The sequence below is a fragment of the Pantoea sp. GW821-FHT03E06 genome (genome assembly GCF_059420725.1).
The window spans coordinates 1,331,697-1,349,587 of record NZ_JBWKUG010000001.1 but is presented as its reverse complement, the minus strand read 5'-3'; the positions used below and the strand labels follow the sequence as shown (position 1 = coordinate 1,349,587).

General features: G+C 58.8%; 15 protein-coding genes. 5 read left to right on the top strand and 10 right to left on the bottom strand.

Annotation, left to right across the window (positions count from 1 at the left end):
• The first annotated feature begins 6 nt into the window (after positions 1–6).
• Together hutU and AC07WB_RS06215 are read left to right on the top strand one after the other, a co-directional pair.
• Complete coding sequence (hutU, locus tag AC07WB_RS06220) at positions 7–1,692, top strand: urocanate hydratase (RefSeq protein WP_345827019.1); 1,686 nt, start codon at positions 7–9, stop codon at positions 1,690–1,692.
• A gap of 274 nt (positions 1,693–1,966) precedes the next feature.
• Complete coding sequence (locus AC07WB_RS06215) at positions 1,967–3,124, top strand: M20 aminoacylase family protein (RefSeq protein WP_494940198.1); 1,158 nt, start codon at positions 1,967–1,969, stop codon at positions 3,122–3,124.
• 122 nt (positions 3,125–3,246) lie between these two features.
• Here AC07WB_RS06215 and ybiB read toward each other — a convergent pair whose 3' ends face one another.
• The 3 genes from ybiB to AC07WB_RS06200 are packed head-to-tail and all read right to left on the bottom strand — an operon-like array spanning position 3,247 to position 7,363.
• Positions 3,247–4,215: a DNA-binding protein YbiB gene (gene ybiB, locus AC07WB_RS06210; protein WP_494940197.1), complete on the bottom strand. Its 969-nt coding sequence runs from the start codon at positions 4,213–4,215 to the stop codon at positions 3,247–3,249.
• A 52-nt stretch (positions 4,216–4,267) separates the two neighbouring features.
• A complete protein-coding gene (gene dinG / locus AC07WB_RS06205) occupies positions 4,268–6,412 on the bottom strand; it encodes an ATP-dependent DNA helicase DinG (RefSeq protein WP_097097564.1) in 2,145 nt (714 codons plus the stop codon).
• Between the two features lie 54 nt (positions 6,413–6,466).
• On the bottom strand, positions 6,467–7,363 hold the full coding sequence (locus AC07WB_RS06200) for a LysR family transcriptional regulator (protein WP_494940196.1): 897 nt from the start codon (positions 7,361–7,363) through the stop codon (positions 6,467–6,469).
• A 124-nt stretch (positions 7,364–7,487) separates the two neighbouring features.
• On the opposite strand from AC07WB_RS06200, the gene speB reads away from it, so the two are divergent.
• Entirely contained in the window at positions 7,488–8,444 is a 957-nt protein-coding gene (gene speB, locus AC07WB_RS06195) for an agmatinase (RefSeq protein WP_494940195.1), read from the top strand.
• Entirely contained in the window at positions 8,444–9,529 is a 1,086-nt protein-coding gene (locus AC07WB_RS06190) for an iron-containing alcohol dehydrogenase family protein (RefSeq protein ID WP_494940194.1), read from the top strand. Before speB ends, AC07WB_RS06190 begins: the two co-directional genes overlap by 1 nt.
• A 100-nt stretch (positions 9,530–9,629) precedes the next feature.
• Here the strand turns inward: AC07WB_RS06190 and AC07WB_RS06185 are convergent, their stop codons facing one another.
• The 7 genes from AC07WB_RS06185 to argH are packed head-to-tail and all read right to left on the bottom strand — an operon-like array spanning position 9,630 to position 16,642.
• On the bottom strand, positions 9,630–10,991 hold the full coding sequence (locus AC07WB_RS06185) for an MmgE/PrpD family protein (protein ID WP_494940193.1): 1,362 nt from the start codon (positions 10,989–10,991) through the stop codon (positions 9,630–9,632).
• Positions 10,975–11,862, bottom strand: a complete 888-nt coding sequence (locus AC07WB_RS06180; RefSeq protein ID WP_494940192.1) for a polysaccharide deacetylase family protein — start codon at positions 11,860–11,862, stop codon at positions 10,975–10,977. The genes AC07WB_RS06185 and AC07WB_RS06180 overlap by 17 nt, the downstream gene beginning before the upstream one ends.
• A complete protein-coding gene (locus AC07WB_RS06175) occupies positions 11,855–12,700 on the bottom strand; it encodes a polysaccharide deacetylase family protein (RefSeq protein WP_494940191.1) in 846 nt (281 codons plus the stop codon). The genes AC07WB_RS06180 and AC07WB_RS06175 overlap by 8 nt, the downstream gene beginning before the upstream one ends.
• A 12-nt stretch (positions 12,701–12,712) precedes the next feature.
• Positions 12,713–13,534, bottom strand: a complete 822-nt coding sequence (locus AC07WB_RS06170; protein WP_097094472.1) for an ABC transporter substrate-binding protein — start codon at positions 13,532–13,534, stop codon at positions 12,713–12,715.
• A gap of 16 nt (positions 13,535–13,550) precedes the next feature.
• Positions 13,551–14,315, bottom strand: a complete 765-nt coding sequence (locus AC07WB_RS06165; RefSeq protein WP_097094473.1) for an amino acid ABC transporter ATP-binding protein — start codon at positions 14,313–14,315, stop codon at positions 13,551–13,553.
• Positions 14,316–14,328: 13 nt separating this feature from the next.
• Entirely contained in the window at positions 14,329–15,204 is an 876-nt protein-coding gene (locus tag AC07WB_RS06160; RefSeq protein WP_097094474.1) for an amino acid ABC transporter permease, read from the bottom strand.
• A 10-nt stretch (positions 15,205–15,214) separates the two neighbouring features.
• Positions 15,215–16,642 (bottom strand): argininosuccinate lyase, encoded by a 1,428-nt coding sequence (gene argH / locus AC07WB_RS06155; RefSeq protein ID WP_494940190.1) that lies wholly within the window; start codon positions 16,640–16,642, stop codon positions 15,215–15,217.
• Between the two features lie 157 nt (positions 16,643–16,799).
• On the opposite strand from argH, the gene AC07WB_RS06150 reads away from it, so the two are divergent.
• Positions 16,800–17,771: a LysR family transcriptional regulator gene (locus tag AC07WB_RS06150; RefSeq protein WP_097094476.1), complete on the top strand. Its 972-nt coding sequence runs from the start codon at positions 16,800–16,802 to the stop codon at positions 17,769–17,771.
• The last annotated feature ends 120 nt before the right edge of the window (positions 17,772–17,891 follow it).

Sequence of the window (17,891 nt, the reverse complement as noted above, 5' to 3'; positions counted from 1 at the left end):
TCGATGATGAGCGAAACTTTGACTCAGGCTGTAGCCCGTGAAATCCGTGCACCGCGCGGTAATGAATTACACTGCGCCAACTGGTTGATTGAAGCGGCGTACCGCATGATCCAGAACAACCTCGATCCTGATGTGGCAGAGCGCCCGGAAGATCTGGTGGTGTACGGCGGCATCGGTAAAGCCGCGCGTAACTGGGAGTGCTTTGAACAAATTCTGCGTTCGCTGCGTGCATTACAGCCGGAAGAGACACTGCTGATCCAGTCTGGTAAACCGGTTGGCGTGTTCCGCACCCATGCCGATGCGCCGCGCGTGCTGCTGGCTAACTCCAACCTCGTACCGCATTGGGCAACGTGGGATCACTTCCACGAGCTGGATAAAAAAGGCCTGATGATGTACGGCCAGATGACGGCCGGATCGTGGATCTACATCGGCGCGCAGGGCATCGTGCAGGGTACGTTTGAGACCTTTGCCGAAGCCGGTCGCCAGCATTACGCCAGCGATCTGCGCGGCCGCTGGATCCTCACCGCCGGTTTAGGCGGCATGGGGGGCGCCCAACCGCTGGCGGGCGTATTGGCCGGTGCCAGCGTGCTGGCGATTGAATGCCAGGAGTCACGCATCGATTTCCGTATTCGTACTCGCTACGTCGACCATAAAGCCTATACGCTGGACGACGCGCTGGAACTTATTGATCAGGCAAATAAAGAGAAACGTGCTATTTCTGTTGGCCTGCTAGGCAACGCGGCTGAAATCGTGCCAGAGCTGGTTAAGCGCGCCAAGGCGGGCGGCATGAAGCCGGATATTGTTACCGATCAGACCTCTGCGCACGATCCGATTAACGGCTATCTGCCGATCGGTTGGGATGTGGCACGCTGGGAATCTGAGCGCATCAGCAACCCGAAAGCGGTAGAAAAAGCCGCGCGCGCCGCCATGGCGGTGCATGTGCAGGCGATGCTGGATTTCCATCATATGGGCGTGCCAACCGTGGATTACGGCAATAACATCCGTCAGGTCGCGCTGGAAGAAGGCGTGCAGAATGCCTTCGATTTCCCGGGTTTTGTACCGGCCTATATACGTCCACTGTTCTGCGAAGGCAAAGGCCCGTTCCGCTGGGTAGCGCTGTCGGGCGATCCAGAAGATATCTACAAGACCGATGCCAAACTGAAGGAGCTGTTCCCGGACCATCAAAACCTGCATCGCTGGCTAGATATGGCGCAGGAGCGCATCGCCTTCCAGGGCTTACCGGCACGTATCTGCTGGCTCGGCCTTGGCGAACGTCATAAAGCGGCGCTGGCGTTCAATGAAATGGTGCGCAACGGCGAGCTGAAAGCGCCTATCGTGATTGGGCGCGATCACCTGGATTGTGGTTCCGTTGCATCACCTAACCGTGAAACCGAAGCGATGAAAGACGGGTCAGATGCGGTATCGGATTGGCCGCTGCTGAATGCCCTGCTGAACACCGCAGGCGGCGCAACCTGGGTGAGCCTGCATCATGGCGGCGGCGTCGGCATGGGCTTCTCGCAGCACTCCGGCGTAGTGATTGTATGTGACGGCACGAAAGAAGCCGATGCACGCTTGGGTCGCGTGCTGTGGAACGACCCGGCGACCGGCGTGATGCGTCACGCGGATGCGGGTTACGAGCAGGCGCAGGCCTGTGCGCAACAGCATGACTTAAACCTGCCGATGCAGAAGTAACGTCTAACCCACGTTCTCCAATCAGTCCCCTCTCCCGCCAGCGGGAGAGGGTTAGGGTGAGGGCCAGCACGCACTATCTGAACATTGCCCCATTCCCCTCATCCCAGCCTTCTCCCGCTCGCGAGAGAAGGGGCCGATCGAGCCAAACCTTTATTCCATTCCGCTATACCCTATAGCCAAATTCTTACGCTCCACGATAGACGCCGCCATGCGCTTGCCACTACAGTAAATACATTATTTTGCAGCCCTTGCTGCTGATGGAGAGCCTTATCTTATGAGCCTGCCTGCTGTCCTGCTGGAAAACGCCCTGCACTGGCGTCGTCAGTTACATCAACATCCTGAACTGGGTTACCAGGAGCAGCAAACCAGCGAGCTGGTCGCTAACGTTCTGGCTGATGCCGGATTACAGGTGTTTCGTGGCCTGGCGGGCACCGGCGTCATTGGCACGTTAGAAAACGGTCCCGGCCCAATAATTGGTCTGCGTGCTGATATGGATGCGCTGCCGATCACCGAAAAAGGCGATCCCCAGTGGAAGTCACAGCAAGCGGGGGTGATGCACGCCTGCGGTCACGATGGCCACACCGCTATCCTGCTGGCGGCGGCGTGTCATCTGGCGACAACGCGTAACTTTAGCGGCACCCTTCACTTTATCTTCCAGCCCGCCGAAGAGAATCTCGGCGGCGCGCGCAAGATGGTGGAAGAAGGTCTGCTTCAGCGCTTCCCGATGGATGCGGTTTACGCCATGCACAACTGGCCGGGTATGCCGGTGGGTACGCTGGCAGTGAATCCTGATGCGATGATGGCGTCACTCGACTCGTTTGAAATTACGCTGCACGGTAAAAGCTGCCATGCAGCGATGCCGGAAAGCGGTGCCGACCCAATGGTGGTGGCGGCGGAACTGATTCTGGCGCTGCAAACCATTCCGTCACGTCGGCTGTCGCCGCTGGCATCGGCGGTAGTGAGCGTAACGCAGATCCACGGTGGCGAAGCGATTAACGTTATCCCCGAGCAGATTGTGTTGCGCGGCACGGTGCGATGTTTGCAGACCGACGTGCGCAATCGCGTGCGCGGTCTGATTGAGGATTTTGTGACGACATTGCCGCGCCCGTTTGGCGTCAGCGGCGAGATTCATTGGTATCCCGGCTATCCGGTTACTGCCAACCATGCCAAGCAGGCAGAGCAGGTGCGCGCAGTTGCCGTGGATATGCTCGGCGAGGCGCAGGTTAGCTGGCAGGTTAACCCTTCTATGGCATCAGAAGATTTTGCCTGCATGCTGGAAGCCTGTCCCGGCGCCTATTTCTGGTTAGGTGCCGATGGCGCGACACCTTCCGCACCGCTGCACAACGCTCATTACGATTTTAATGATGAGCTGCTGCCGATTGGTATTACCTTCTGGCAGCAGTTAGTGGAGCGCGTGCTGGCGAAAACCTGATCGCGGTCGCCATAAATGGCGCCCCTACAACAATGATTACGCCTTTTGGGCGCCATAAATGGCGCCCCTACGAAACCTGTAGGGTGCGCATTAATGCGCACCGGGCAGCGACACCCATTCGATTAAATCTCTGCCAATTGTAAACGCGCGTCCGCGTCTGCCAGGTTGGCCGATTCACCGGTCGCCACCAAACAGCATGCCAGCTGCAAACGCAGTGCCTGCGGCACGGCGCGTTCACCGGCTAACACCTGCTTGATCCACGCGGCGGTATCCGGTGCGCTTTTACTTTCCGGCAGCTCCACACTCACTTCCGGCTGGCGCTCAACCCACACTTCCGCTTCGGCTCCTGCGCCGCGAATGTGGTTAATCGCCGGACAGCGCTGCGGATTGGCATACACCTCACCTTCCGTGCCATTCAGCAAAATCGCCGGTGCATCAATGTCCTGAAAGAATTTACCGACGCGCGGCACATATTCCGGATGCGACACGCTGGCCAGCCGCAGCGCGGCGCGCTCAGCAAACGGAGTGGCCAGCTTCGCCAACGTATGCGCGCTGTTGCGCACGCCCATGCGCCAGCGCAGCGACAGCTGTTTCGCCATCGGCGCGCACAAATGGTCGATAGTGATAAACGCCAGTTCGCCGTTATCCAGCTTCGCCTGCGCCTGTTCCGCTGTCGTGACGGGCGCGATATCCAGCGCCGCCAGCACCGCTTCGCTGGTGACGCGCGTCGGGTCGTCGCTCACGCCGTGCAGCAGCACCGGAAAGCCGAGTTTCACCAGCAGCAGCGCCAGCAGCGGCGTCAGATTGCCCTGACGACGCGCGCCATTGTAGCTGGGAATAACGATCGGCATTGGACGATTAGCGGGCGCCTGCAGCGGCATCATCTGCTGCTGCATCGCGTGGTAAAAACCGCGCATCTCCTCTTCACCTTCGCCTTTAATGCGCAGCGCAATCAGGATGCCACCCAACTCCAGTTCCGGTACTTCACCCGCCAGCATCGCGCTGTATAGCGCCTGCGCCGTGTCGAAATCGATATCGCGCGCGTGATTTTTGCCACGCCCAATCTCTTTAATGATTTTGTTCAGTTCCATCAGGCATTCCCGCTTCCAGGGCGCGCCGCAGTGCGGCTGCCAACATTGATAATTAGGTTTTTTTACTGCGGCGTTTTTTTGCTTTTTCACCGCTGGCTTCCGGCATCGGCGGTTGCTCAATCGGGAACACCGGTAATGCGGCCAGCAGTCGACTGCCGTAAGCCTTGTTGAGCAGGCGGCGATCGTAAATCACGATTTCGCCAAAGCAGCTGTGGCTGCGAATCAAACGCCCGACCTGCTGAATCAAGGTAAACGAGGCGCTCGGCAAGCTCTGCACCTCAAATGGATAACGTTTCAGGCTCTTCAGCCATTCGCCTTCGGTCAAAATTACCGGACTGTCCACCGGCGGAAAAGCGATTTTGTGGATATGCACCTGTGATAGCAGATCGCCCTTCAAATCCAGCCCTTCCGCAAAAGATTGCAGCCCGACCAGAATGCTGGTTTTGCCCGCTTCCACACGTTCGCGATGCAGCGCCACCAGGCGCGAACGTGGTTGATCGCCCTGCACCAGCATCGACAAGCGCAAATCGGTAACGTGGCTAACAAACTGCTGCATCGCGCGTCCGCTGGCGAACAGCACCAGCACGCCTTTGTGTTTCTCTTCGGCAATCTGCTGACGGAAGAAACGCGCCATCTCGGCGATGTGTTCGGCTTCCTGCGCCATCAGCGGCTCAAACTGCATTTGTGGGATAACCAGCTTACCCTGATCGATATGGTTAAACGGTGAATCCAGCGCCACAAAGCGGTCGCCGGCTTTTTCGCTCAGCCCCGACATCTCTTGCAATCGATTAAAGCTGTTGAGCGAACGCAGCGTCGCCGAGGTTACTACCACGTGCGGGATTTTGCGCCACAGGATTTTTTCCAGCTGATCGCTAACGCGAATGCCCGCGCAGTGGAACAGCAGATGCGCCTGTCCTTCACGGATTTCGCGCGTGATCCACTTCGATACCGGCGCATTCGAGGCTTTCTCCATCGCCGCCAGTCGCCACAATTTGCTGATCGATTCGAACCAGCCGAAATGGCGATTGAGCTGAATGATGGCTTTATGCAGCCGCATGATGTCGGCTTTACCGGTTTGATCGCCGAGCTCGTTAAGCAAGCCTTCGCTTAAACCGCGCAGCGCATCGCTAAGCTTGAACAGCCGCGCGCACATCGTCAGCAATTCTTCGGGCAGCTCTCCCAGCACAAAGCGGAATTCGCCCGGCTGATTGTTGCCCGGCAGCAGAGGATTGAGGGCATCGCAAAGCATCTGCAACAGCTCGCGCATTTCGTCGCAGTGGCCTTTGAGGCGTTCCGGATTGGTGAGCGGCGGCGGCGATTTTGGCCGAAACTGCGCCATAATAGTTTCCACCAGCCGTACGAACAGGTCGAGCTGCAAACTGCTCCAGCCCGGCGTGATTTCTGCACTCATCTCCAGCGCATCGCGTGCCACTTCTGGCAGATGATGGCCTTCGTCCAGCACCAGCATCAGGTTTTTTGCCGGCGGCAGCACCGATTCATTCTCCATCGCCGCCATCACCAGCGCATGGTTCGCGACCACCACATCCGCCTGCTCAATTTCGCGACGTGCAACGAAAAACGGACATTCGCGATACCAGCGGCAGTGATGGCCGAGGCAGTTGGCTTTGTCAGTGGAGAGGCGTTTCCATAAGCTGTCTTCAATGTTCACATCGGTGTGATCGCGCAAGCCATCCCAGCGGTAACTACTGAGCTGTTTCTCTAATTTGGCGCAGAATTTCTGCTCCTCTTTCGAACCGGTCACCGCCTCTTCATCAAGATAGAGCAATAAATCGCCCTGTTGATCTTCGGTGGCCGCCAGCGCCGCAAGATTACGCGGGCACACATAGCGTCCGCGGCCAAAGGCAGCGGTGAAGGTGAGATCGGGAATGATTTTCTTCAACAGCGGCAGATCCTTGCTGAAGATTTGGTCCTGCAATGCCACATTGGCGGTGCTGATCACCAGGCGTTTTTCTTCGGCGCGACTCACCGCAATGCCGGGAATCAGGTAAGACAGCGTTTTACCCACGCCGGTTGGGGCTTCAATCGCCAGATGGCGCCCCTCGTCACCGGCCAGGCTTTTTGCCACTTCGGCAATCATCTGGCGCTGCGGCGCGCGCGGGATAAAGTCAGGAACCTGCTGCTGCAGCGCCTTATACCATTGCGCAATCTGGCTTTTTATCGCTGCTGTCAGGGCCATATTCATTACTGTTTGCTGAATTGGCCTGTATTTTTACACAGTATTGGCGCAGCGTCAGCTTTCGCTGCTATTTTTTCGCGCTGGATTCAGAATTTCACGCATCGCGCGGATCAGCATTTCGCGCGCACGTCCGCGGCGAAAAGCAAAGGAGAACGGCGCGCGGAAGTGGAAATGCTGCGGCAGCAGGCGGCATAACGCGCCTTGCTGTTCCCAGCCGCGTGCGTAGTGTTCGGGCAAATAGCCGATAAAACGACCGGAGAGTATTAAGGTCAGCTGCGCTTCGATGCTCTCTACCGACGCGTTGCTCTGGCGGAATCCGCGCTTGTTCAGCTCCTGCTGATTCCAGTAACGCCGCGTCACCATGCCGGTTTGCTGCACGGTACGCACATCTGGATGGCCCTCAGCCAGCAGATGTTCAGGGCTGCAATAGAGCCAATGCTGCTCTTCATACAGCGGAACGGTGACCAGATTGCTGGCGCGCAGCGGAAAGTGACCAATCGCCAGGTCGAGCCGATCTTCCAGCAACTGCTGCTGCAACTCATTGGGATCGCGCACGCTCAGATTAAAGAACACCGCCGGAAAGCGCTGGTTGAAGCGGGCAATCGCGGCGGGCAGATCCAGCGTGCCGTCGGTGACGGTCGCATCGACTACGCCAAGGGAAAAAGTGCCACCCTGCGCGCTTTTCAACGTTTCTACCTGCTGCTGCCATCCCGCCAGCGTCGCCAGCATCTCCTGGCTGTAGCGATAAAACTGTTCGCCTTTGCTGGTGAGCGTAAAGCCGCCGCGTCCGCGCTGACACAGGATAAAACCAAGCTGGGTTTCCAGTTCGCTCATGTAGGCGCTGATGGCCGGGGTGGTCATGTTCAGCGCCTGCTGCGCGCGCGAATAACCCTGATGTTCCACCACGCTGGCAAACACCTGCAGCAGTTTGAGATTGGGAAGCGTCTGCACCGATTATCCTTCAGAGATTGCTGGCTAAAGTTAAGTAATCTCTGAAGTGATTATCTGCTGTCAAGGATTTTTCCTGCGCAACGCCTGGGTAAAGATGGGCTTCACTTAGCCGCAGGAGCCCGTGATGACCGATTTCCCTGAGCCGCAAGGCGGCAATGAAATGCCCCGTTTCGCCGGACGCGGCACCATGATGCGTTTGCCCGCCGTGGAGTCCCCAGCCAATCTGGACGTCGCTTTTGTCGGTATCCCGCTGGACATCGGCACCTCGCAGCGCAGCGGCACGCGCTATGGTCCGCGCGCCATTCGCGCCGATTCGGTGATGATTCGCCCGTACAACATGGCCACCGGCGCAGCGCCGTTTGATTCGCTGCGCGTTGGCGATCTCGGTGATGTGCCGATTAACACTTACAGCCTGCTGAAATCGGTCGATATCATTGAAAACTATTATACCGAACTGAATAACTGGCCGATTATTCCCTTAACGCTCGGCGGCGATCACACGCTAACGCTGCCAATTTTACGCGCGCTGGCGAAGAAGCATGGCCCAATGGGATTGATTCATATTGATGCGCATACCGATACCAACGACGAGATGTTTGGCGAGAAGATCGCGCACGGCACCACTTTCCGCCGCGCGGTGGAAGAAGGGCTGCTTGACTGCCAACGCGTGGTGCAGATTGGCCAGCGTGCGCAGGGTTATGCCGCCGACGATTTCCAATGGGGCGTCGATCAAGGCTTCCATCTGGTGCCTGCCGAGCAGTGCTGGTATCGCTCGATGACGCCGCTGATGGCCGAGGTGCGCGCGCGCATCGGCGATGGCCCGGTGTATCTCTCCTACGACATTGACAGCTTCGATCCCGCCTGGGCGCCCGGTACCGGCACGCCCGAAGTGGGCGGTTTGACCTCAATGCAGGGGCTGGAGATCGTGCGCGGCTGCCGTGGGCTGAACCTGGTGGGCGGCGATCTGGTAGAAGTGTCGCCGCCGTATGACCTCAGCGGCATGACCTCACAGCTGGCGGCCAATATCCTTTATGAGATGCTGTGCGTGTTGCCCGGCGTCCGTTACACAGAGAACAAGTGATGACACAACAGAATCTGGTGTTTCCGGCGCGCGTGCTGCGCGGTGCGGGCGTGATCAATCAACTGGGCGCGATTTGCGCCGGACTCGGCCAACGTGCGTTGCTGATTGGCGGCCATCAGGCATTGCAGGCGGTAGAAGCGCAGGTACGCGCGCAGCTGCTGACGGCCAACGTCACGCTGCTGGCACAGGAATGGTTTGGCGGCGAAACCTCGATCACGCACATCAATCGTCTGGCCGCCATCGCCTGCGAGTTGCACGCCGAGGTGCTGATTGGCGTTGGGGGCGGTAAGTCGCTGGATACGGTGAAAGCGGTCGGCGCGCAGCTCGGCTTGCCGGTGGTGACGCTGCCGACCATCGCCGCCACCTGTTCAGCGGTGACGCCGCTGAGTATTCGCTATGACGATAACGGCAATTTCTTCGATATCTTCCCGCTGCCGCAGGCACCGGCGGCAGTGATTATCGACAGCGAACTGCTGGCCAACGCGCCGCCGCGCTGGCTGGCGGCTGGCTTGGGCGATACGCTGGCGAAATGGTACGAGTTCCGCGCGGTCAGTGCACGTCATCCGGCGCGCGCAGGCAATGCGTTATCCTCTCTGGCGCACAGCCAAATCTGTTATGACGTGATTGCGGAACACGGCCCAGCGGCCTATGCCGCAGTACAGCGCAGTGAGAGCAGCGCGTCGCTGGATCAGGTGCTGGATGCGATTTTTACCTGGGCGGGATTGACCTCGCTGATGAGCAACGGCGCGCACGCGGCGGCTTCGCATGCGATTTATGAAGGCTTCACCTTCTGCGATAAAACGCGTGAATTTGGCCACGGTTTGCTGGTGGGCTTCGGCAACCTGTGCTTGCTGGCGCTGGAGCACCGCGCGGATGAAGAGGTGCTGGATGAGATGCGCCTGGCGCGCGACTGCGGCGTGCCGCTGACGCTGGGCGAGATTGCAGAACTGGATGAGCGTGAGCTGGCGCTGATTGTGCGTGAATCGGTGCACGCGCCGGATATGGCGAATATGGCCGAAGCGGTGACAGAGGCGCGTTTGCTGGCGGCGATTGAGCGGGTTGAAAGGTTGGCGGCACGGATTTGATAGCGGTCGCCATAAATGGCGACCCTACGGTCATTGTAGGGTCGGCGGCACTGACGTAATTGCTGACGTTGTAGGGTCGGCATTTATGCCGACCTGGTTTTTACCTGACCGCCAACAGCCCCACCACTTCGCGTACGTCGGCCACTTCATCCAATTCCAGACACACCGCTTCCAGCTGGTCGACCTGCGGCAGCGGCAGCACGCGCCCCGCCAGACTGCGGTACTTCGTCAACAGCGCCTCAAGGCTTAACGGATTGGTCGGCGCGCCCGATGGCACCGGTACATGCTGCTGCCACTGTGCGCCCTGCTGCGTTTCTAGCCTCACCCACGGCTCGTCGTCGCGGCTCTGCTGCTCATCAATCACCAGCTCAATCCGCGCCAGCAGCGCTTCCACATTCGGATGCAGGCGTTTAGCGTCGTCATAGCTCGCCAGCTCCGCCGAGCCATACAGCGCGCGCGCTGCCAGCGCATAGGGCAAGCTCATTTGCGCCGCTGCCAGACTGCGCAGCTCGCGTCCGCCGCACATCTCCAGCAGGAACGAATTCACCCCCACCACGATGCGCGCAATCTGCTCCACGCGCACATCATGCTGTTGCAGCAATATATTCAGCGCATCAATCGCCGCATGGGTGCCACGACACGAAGCGTACGGCTTGATTGAGCAGCGCGCCAGCTTCCACACCTCGCCAAGATCCGCCGTCAGCGCCTGCGGCTGCTGCGTCTCTGGCGCTACGGTTTGCAGAAAACCGCCCCAGCGATCCTCGAATACCGTGGCAGGCCCGTTAATGCCGCGCTGCGCCAGCAATGCCGCCTGCACGCCGCCTTCTGCGGCACGCGCGGCATGCAGTTTTTTGGTGTGCGAACCGTCGTGGATAAAGCCCCATAAACCGCCGCTAAAGCTGGCGGCAATCCCCAGCGCAGAAGCACACTGCGCGCGATCCAGTTGCAGCAGCGAACAGACCGCCGCTGCCGCACCAAATACGCCGCAGCTGGCGGTGGAATGCCAGCCCGCACCGTTGTGGGCAGAATAGCCGCCGCAGGCTTCCAGCACACGGCGGCCAACATCATAGCCAATCACCATCGCAACGATCAGCGCCTGGCCATCCACCGGCTGCGTTGCCAGCGGCAGCGCCGCCAGCAGCGCCGGGATCACCACCGCACCGGAGTGATCGCAACCGCCGGTATCATCCAGTTCATACATGTGCGCCGCCACGCCGTTCAGCCACGCCGCCTGACGCGCATTAACCTGCTGCGCGCTGCCCCATACCTGCGCCTCTTCGCGTCCCCCTTCAGCATTGACCAGTGCCAGACACTCACGCCAAATCGGGCTATCGCAGCCCGCCAGTGAAGCGCCGAGCGTATCCAGCAGATGGCGTTTCGCCTGCTCCACCAGCGGCGCAGGCAATTGTGCAAAACGGGTTTCGGCGATAAAGGCTGCCAGTTGATCAAGCGTGCTCGTCATGTGCACCTCCAATGATGCGGCTGAACACCTCCGCCGGATGCGAGAAATCGTTCTCCGGCTGCGTCTGCCAGTGCGCCGCCACCTGCTCAGCGGTGGCGATCCACACGTTATGCTGTTGCAGCGTGTCGAGCAGCGAACGCAGCAGGCCAATGCGTCCGGCGGTACCGATGATTTCCGGATGCAACCGCAGCAAATAGCACAGACCAAAGCGGTGGAAGCCGTGAAAATCCTGCGTCAGGTTCGCCAGCGTTTCGCCATAGGGCGCGATGCGCGATTGGCCTGGCGGGATCGCCGGGCTGAGATTAAAAGCAAAGTACGGCTCATCTTCCAGCGTGTAGTGCATCGGCAGCTCAACTAAGCGCGTGCCGGGATGGAAGTACGGCAAATCGTCGCCGCGCCAGCTCGATGACCAGCGAATGCCGCACTCAACCAGCGCCTGCGCCAGCCCCGGTTTCCACTGGCCGGCGGGCGTGCGAAAGCCGGTGATGGCGCGACCGGTGAGCTGCGCCAGCTTGTCACAACCGCGCGTCACGCTGGCGATCTGCTGCTCCAGCGTTAAAGCCGAGAAATCTTCATGCCCATCGCCGCTACAGGCGATTTCATGGCCATCCGCCACCATGCGCTGCACTAATTCCGGCTGCTCTTCGGCAACCATCGCCGGCATGCACCAGCTGGCTTTGAGCTGCTTTTCCGCCAGCAGCGCCAGCAGGCGATCGACGCCGCGCAGCGTGCCGTAACGCCACACCGACAGGGTTTTATCGCGGCCCGCCACCGCCGGTGCCTGGGTGAGAATGCCGTGAATATCGTTGAAATCAATAGTGAGGATCGCCGCCGACTGGAAGCCCAGCGGCCAGCGTGAAGGTTCAGTCATGCTGTTGCTCCTGCAGATACCACTGCGCCACTGCGTCGCAGCGCGCAAACCACACGTCATCGCGCGCCGTCATCTGTTCAAACAGCTGTTCCAACAGTAGAAGTCGTCCCGGCTGGCCGGAGATTTTCGGATGGAACAGCGTGGTAAGGCACAAGCCCTCATCCATCGCGCCATCAAACTCGCGCTGCCAGTTATCGCGCGTGTGCGCATAGCTAGCGATACGATCGCCGCCTTTGGGGAAATCGGGCTGGCGCGTATAAGCCAGCGAGGCGTAATCGTCCATCTCCCATTTGCCGGGGATCTCCACCAGCGGCGTATGCCCCGCCACCGGAATGCTGTAGGGACGATCGTCACCGCGCATGCTGCTGGAGTAGATCACGCCCGCGTCGCGCAGAATCTGCGGCGTTTCGGCATGCCAGTCGCCCGATGGCGTGCGAAAACCGCAGGCGGTGATGCCGAGATACTGTTTAAAAATCTCAGCGGACTTCGCCATTACTGCGCGTTGTTCATCCGGGGAGATTGACCAGAACGATTCGTGGCGATAGCCGTGATAGGCCACTTCGTGGCCCTGTTCGATAATCGCCTGACACTGCTGCGGCCACTGCTCCACCACCCACGCCGGAACGAAAAAGGTGGCGGGAATCTGGAAGGCGCGCAGCAGGTCGAGCAGACGCCCGAGCGCGCGGTACGGCCCGTAGGCTCCAAAGGTGAAATACTCTGGCGTTGACCACAGGCTGCCATTCAACATGGCATCGCCGGTGGGACCGTCGAGGTCAAACGCCAGCGCCATACAGCCGCGTTTTCCCTGCGGCCAGCGCACTGCGCCCGGTTGTTGCATCTGCTCGCTCCTTTAGCCCTGGTTGACCGTTGCCTTGGTCACGCCGTTATCGGCCAGGCCCCATTTGCCGAGGATTTTCTGGTAAGAGCCATCGGCGATCATGGCATCAATCGCTGCCTGAATTGCCGTGGTCAGTTCGCCCGCATCTTTGCCCACCGCCATGCCGGTGTACTGGAAGGAGAAGGCTTTATCGAGCGGCTTATATTTGCCCTTCTCCAGATCCATGATGTACGGCAGGGTTTCGCTGCCCTGCACCACGCCATCCAGACGGTTCTGACGCAGCTGGGTGCGCGCATCGGCGGTACCTTCGGCGCCGACCACGATGATGGCGGGCTTGCCAGCCGCCTCGCAGTGGGCTTTAGACCAGTTGGCAATTTCTAACGGGAAGGTGGTGCGACGGCTGGTGCCGACTTTCTTACCGCACAGATCCATCGCGCTATTGATATCGCTGCGCGCGGTTTGGGTATAGAACTGCGGGCCGGTTTTGAAGTAGTCGATAAAATTCACTACCTGCTGGCGCTCTTTGGTGTCGGTCATGCCGGACATCACCAGATCGACGCGCTTGGTTACTACCGCGTTCACCATCTGTTCAAAGGCGATCTCCTGCCAGTTGATCTTCACACCGAGTTTTTCACCAATCGCCTGACCGAGATCGTAATCCACCCCGGTTAGCTGGTTGGTGGCCGGATCTTTGAAATCCATTGGCGGATAGTTCGGCATGATCGCTACCGTCAGCCCTTTCTCTTTGATGGCGGCAGGCACGGCGATATCTGCCCAGGCAGACGATTGCAGCAGCACGGCGGCACTGATGGCACTCAATAACAGCTTTTTCATATTCACCCCGGTCACGTTAAAGAAGAATCGCGTTAATAAAGTTTTTCATCCGTGGATTTTGCGGGTTCAGCAGAATGTCTTCCGGTGCGCCCTGCTCGATAATGCGTCCCTCGTCCATAAACACCACCTGATTGGCCACCTCACGGGCAAAACCCATTTCGTGGGTGACCACCAGCATGGTGGTGCCCTCTTTTGCCAGCTGACGCATCACCGCCAGCACTTCGCCCACCATCTCCGGATCCAGTGCCGAAGTGGGTTCGTCAAACAGCATTAGTTTGGGTTTCATCGCCAGCGCGCGGGCAATCGCCACGCGCTGCTGCTGGCCGCCGGAGAGCGACTGCGGATAGTCATGCGCTTTATGCGCCATGCCCACGCGCTCCAGCAGCGCCATCGCCTCTTCGCAGGCTTCACGCTTCGGGCGCAGCAGCACGCGACACGGCCCTTCGATGATGTTCTCCAGCGCGGTTTTGTGCGGGAAGAGATTGAAGCGCTGGAAAACCATGCCGGTTTGTAGGCGCTGACGCGCAATCTGCTTGTCGCTTAAGGCATGCAATTTGTTGCCAGCGATGCGATAGCCCGCCAGTTCGTTGTCGACCCAAATCCCGCCTTTATCGACCTTTTCCAGCTGATTGATACAGCGCAAAAAGGTGCTTTTGCCGGAACCGGACGGGCCGAGGATGCACATCACCTCGCCGTAGTTCACTTCGAGGCTGACATCCTTTAGGGCGTGGAACTGGTCGAAATATTTGTTCACCTTCACGGCGCGCACGATGTTTCTCATGTTTGGCTCCTGCTTACTGACGCTGACGATGGCCGCGTGAGAAGTAACGTTCCAGTCTGCTTTGCCCAAACGACAGCAGCGTGACCACTATCAGGTACCAGATGCCCGCCACGAACAGCAGCTCCATTACGCGCGCGTTGGCGAAGTAGATGGTTTGCGTGTTGTAGAGCAATTCGGAGTACTGAATCATGCTGGCGAGACTGGTGGTTTTGATCATGCTGATAAATTCGTTGCCGACCGGCGGCAGAATCACGCGCATCGCCTGTGGCAGAATGATGCGGTGCAGCGCCTGCAGACGCGGCATGCCGATGGCTTTCGCCGCTTCGTACTGTCCGGTATCCACTGACAACAATCCGGCACGCACCACTTCCGAGGTGTACGCCCCCTGATTGATGCTCAACCCAAGCAGCGCGGCGAGGAATGGCGTCATAAAGGTGACGGTTTGCACGCTGAACAGACCGGGAATGCTGATGGTGGGAAACACCAGCGCGAGGTTGAACCACAGCAGCAGCTGCAAAATCAGCGGCGTACCGCGGAAGATCCATGCATAGCCAACGGCGATGTAGTGCAGCACCGGATTCGGCGACATATACATGATGGCGGTGATCACGCCGAACAGCACGCCAAGTCCCATCGCCAGCACCGACATGATCAGCGTATTCACCACGCCGTTGAGAATCGCCTGCGCGGTGAAGAACTGCGCTACAAATGACCACTCAATATTGCCATGGGCAAACGCATTCACCAGCAGCGCTAACAGGATCAGAATCACCGCCGACGCCGTTATGCGGCCGTAGTAGCGGCGTGGCACTACCTGATAGCGATCGAGATCGTAATGCGTCTGCTCGCGGCTGTTGTTTAAACTCGGCTCAATAGGCGTTGACGACATAAAAGCCTCCTCAGGCGCGCGGGCCAGCGTAATCTTCGGTCCAGCGCTGCTGGTCCTGCATCAGGGTTTGCAGACGCGCCAGTTGCTCACGCACCCGTGCCGGCGCGGTGCCGCCGTAACCGCTGCGCGCCGCCAGTGCGGCTTCCAGCGTCAGGGCGTGGCGCACCTCGGGCGTTAAGCGGGCGTCTACCGTCTGCAGCTGCGCATCGCTGAGATCCGACAGCCCGCAGCTTTCGCGCTCGCACAGCTGCACCAGCTGTCCGGTAATTTCATGCGCCTCACGGAACGGCACGCCGCGCATCGCCAGCCAGTCGGCCACTTCCGTCGCCAGCGTAAAGCCATCTGGCGCCTGCTCGCGCATCACCTCGGTATTGAACGTTAGCGTTGCCATCATCCCGGCCATCGCCGGCAGCACCAGCAGCAGGGTATCTACCGCATCAATCACGTTGCGCTTGTCATCGCTGAGATCGCGGTTGTAGGAGAGCGGCATCGCTTTCATGGTGGTCAACAGCGCCATCAGGTTGCCGACCAGGCGGCCAGAGCGACCGCGCGTCAGCTCGGCGATATCCGGGTTTTTCTTCTGTGGCATGATTGAGCTGCCGGTGGCGTAGCTGTCGTGCAGCTCCACCCAGCGGAACTGGCGCGAGGCCCACATGCATACCTCTTCGCACAGGCGCGACAGGTTGATGCCGATCATGCTGGTGACAAACAGGAATTCAGCGGCGTAGTCGCGGCTGGCAACGGCATCAATCGAGTTTTCGCACGGCGCGAGGTAGGCAAGATCGGCGGCGGCTTGCGCCGGCTGACGCGCAATGGCGGAACCGGCCATGGCGGCGGCGCCGAGCGGACAGCGCGCGCTGCGGCGATCCCAATCCTGCATGCGTTCGATGTCGCGAGCAAAAGATTGCGCATGGGCCAGCAGCTGGTGACCAAACACAATCGGCTGCGCCTGCTGCAAATGGGTAAAACCGGGCGCGACGCTTTCGGTGTGCGCTGCCGCCTGCTCCACCAGCGCCTGCTGCAACGCCAGCAGTGCACTCACCACCTTGCGGCCGTTATCGCGCAGATAGAGACGCAGATCGTTGACGGTTTGATCGTTACGCGAACGTCCGGCGCGTAGCTTGCCGCCGAGCGGCCCTAAGCGTTCGGTGAGCGCGCGTTCGATAAAGGTGTGCACATCTTCATCGGCGGCAATCGGATGCAGCTGACCGGCACGATAATCGGCATCCAATGCGTCAATCGCTGCCAGCATGGTGCTGAGTTCTTCTGCGCTCAGCAGATCGCCGCGCGCCAGCTCACGGGCATGCGCCCGGCAGCCCGCCAGATCGTAAGGTGCCAGCGCAAAATAATAATCCGGGCTACGAGACAGCGCGGTTAAACTCGCCGCCGGTGCCGCTTTAAAACGCGCGCCCCATAACAGTTCGGCATTATCAGACATGCTATTTCCCCTTACAGATAATCATCAGCGATATGAAAAAGATATGGTTGCGCCACTAGCGATAATAAAAACTTATTTTATGAACAAACTAGTAAATACCGCGCATTTCAGGTTCACTGTACAATTACCGCAATTATTCCGGAGTTGAATAGCAAAAATGGAAAGTAAAGTTTCCCAGTCCGGAAACAATGCAAATAATCGTAGTGATAATGCGGTTCTGGCACTGAGTAATATCGATTTAAAATTGCTGCGCGTATTTAAATGCGTGGTGGAAGCCGGCGGATTAACCGCTGCCAGTCACGAATTGAATATTGGTCTGGCGGCCATCAGTAAACAGGTTTCCGATTTAGAGATACGTCTCGGCATGACGTTGTGCAGCCGCGGGCGCGAAGGTTTTGAACTGACGCAATACGGCATTAACGTGTATCAAGCCACGCTAGAGCTGTTCGTGTCGCTGAATCTGTTTCGTGAGCGGCTGCACAATAGCCGCAACGAACTGCTGGGCGATATTGCCATTTGCGTCGTCGATAACACCATTTCCGATGCGCAATCCCCGGTCACCGCGGCGGTGCAACAGCTGCACCAGAAAGCGCCAAAGGTACAAATCCGCCTGCAAACCGCGCAATTAGATGATATTGAGCGCGGCATCAGCGAAGGTCGTTTTCATTGTGGCATTGCCCCGGTTTATGAAATGAAAAGCGACTTTGATTACTTCCCGCTTTATAAGGAATATTCAAAATTATATTGCTCCATGTCACATCCTTTATATTCAGGATCACATGATAAAAATATATCGCTGGAAACATTACGTGAGCAGAAGATTATTAATCATTTATATGTGACCCCGCGTGACGATCGTCGCATCATTCCTTTGCAGGAGAGCGGTGCGCAAGCGGTACAGGTCGAATCGGTGGCGATGCTGATTTTAACCGGCCATTTTATTGGTTATTTACCCGAGCATTATGCCGCCGCGTTTATTGCGCGCGGTCAATTATGCGAACTGGGCGATGAGTCGATTCGCCGCGAAAACCCGTTTTGTTTGATTATGAAAAAGGGCCGCAAAATAAATCCGATTATCCGTTTGTTTATGCAGGCGCTGGGGATTGCCGAGGCGGATGCGGCGCACTGAGTTGGTGCATTTTGGGATTGTGCGGCCTGATGCCCTCACCCCGGCCCTCTCCCACAGGGAGAGGGCGATGCTGCCACATGCTCGCTCCGATCGGTTCCCTCGCCCGCTTGCGGGAGAGGG

Excerpts from the sequence above, each read along its gene's own strand:
- hutU (WP_345827019.1), top strand. The coding sequence starts at position 7 with ATGAGCGAAACTTTGACTCAGGCTGTAGCCCGTGAAATCCGTGCACCG.
- AC07WB_RS06215 (WP_494940198.1), top strand. The coding sequence starts at position 1,967 with ATGAGCCTGCCTGCTGTCCTGCTGGAAAACGCCCTGCACTGGCGTCGT.
- ybiB (WP_494940197.1), bottom strand. The coding sequence starts at position 4,215 with ATGGAACTGAACAAAATCATTAAAGAGATTGGGCGTGGCAAAAATCAC.
- dinG (WP_097097564.1), bottom strand. The coding sequence starts at position 6,412 with ATGGCCCTGACAGCAGCGATAAAAAGCCAGATTGCGCAATGGTATAAG.
- speB (WP_494940195.1), top strand. The coding sequence starts at position 7,488 with ATGACCGATTTCCCTGAGCCGCAAGGCGGCAATGAAATGCCCCGTTTC.
- AC07WB_RS06190 (WP_494940194.1), top strand. The coding sequence starts at position 8,444 with ATGACACAACAGAATCTGGTGTTTCCGGCGCGCGTGCTGCGCGGTGCG.
- AC07WB_RS06185 (WP_494940193.1), bottom strand. The coding sequence starts at position 10,991 with ATGACGAGCACGCTTGATCAACTGGCAGCCTTTATCGCCGAAACCCGT.
- AC07WB_RS06180 (WP_494940192.1), bottom strand. The coding sequence starts at position 11,862 with ATGACTGAACCTTCACGCTGGCCGCTGGGCTTCCAGTCGGCGGCGATC.
- AC07WB_RS06175 (WP_494940191.1), bottom strand. The coding sequence starts at position 12,700 with ATGCAACAACCGGGCGCAGTGCGCTGGCCGCAGGGAAAACGCGGCTGT.
- AC07WB_RS06170 (WP_097094472.1), bottom strand. The coding sequence starts at position 13,534 with ATGAAAAAGCTGTTATTGAGTGCCATCAGTGCCGCCGTGCTGCTGCAA.
- AC07WB_RS06165 (WP_097094473.1), bottom strand. The coding sequence starts at position 14,315 with ATGAGAAACATCGTGCGCGCCGTGAAGGTGAACAAATATTTCGACCAG.
- AC07WB_RS06160 (WP_097094474.1), bottom strand. The coding sequence starts at position 15,204 with ATGTCGTCAACGCCTATTGAGCCGAGTTTAAACAACAGCCGCGAGCAG.
- argH (WP_494940190.1), bottom strand. The coding sequence starts at position 16,642 with ATGTCTGATAATGCCGAACTGTTATGGGGCGCGCGTTTTAAAGCGGCA.
- AC07WB_RS06150 (WP_097094476.1), top strand. The coding sequence starts at position 16,800 with ATGGAAAGTAAAGTTTCCCAGTCCGGAAACAATGCAAATAATCGTAGT.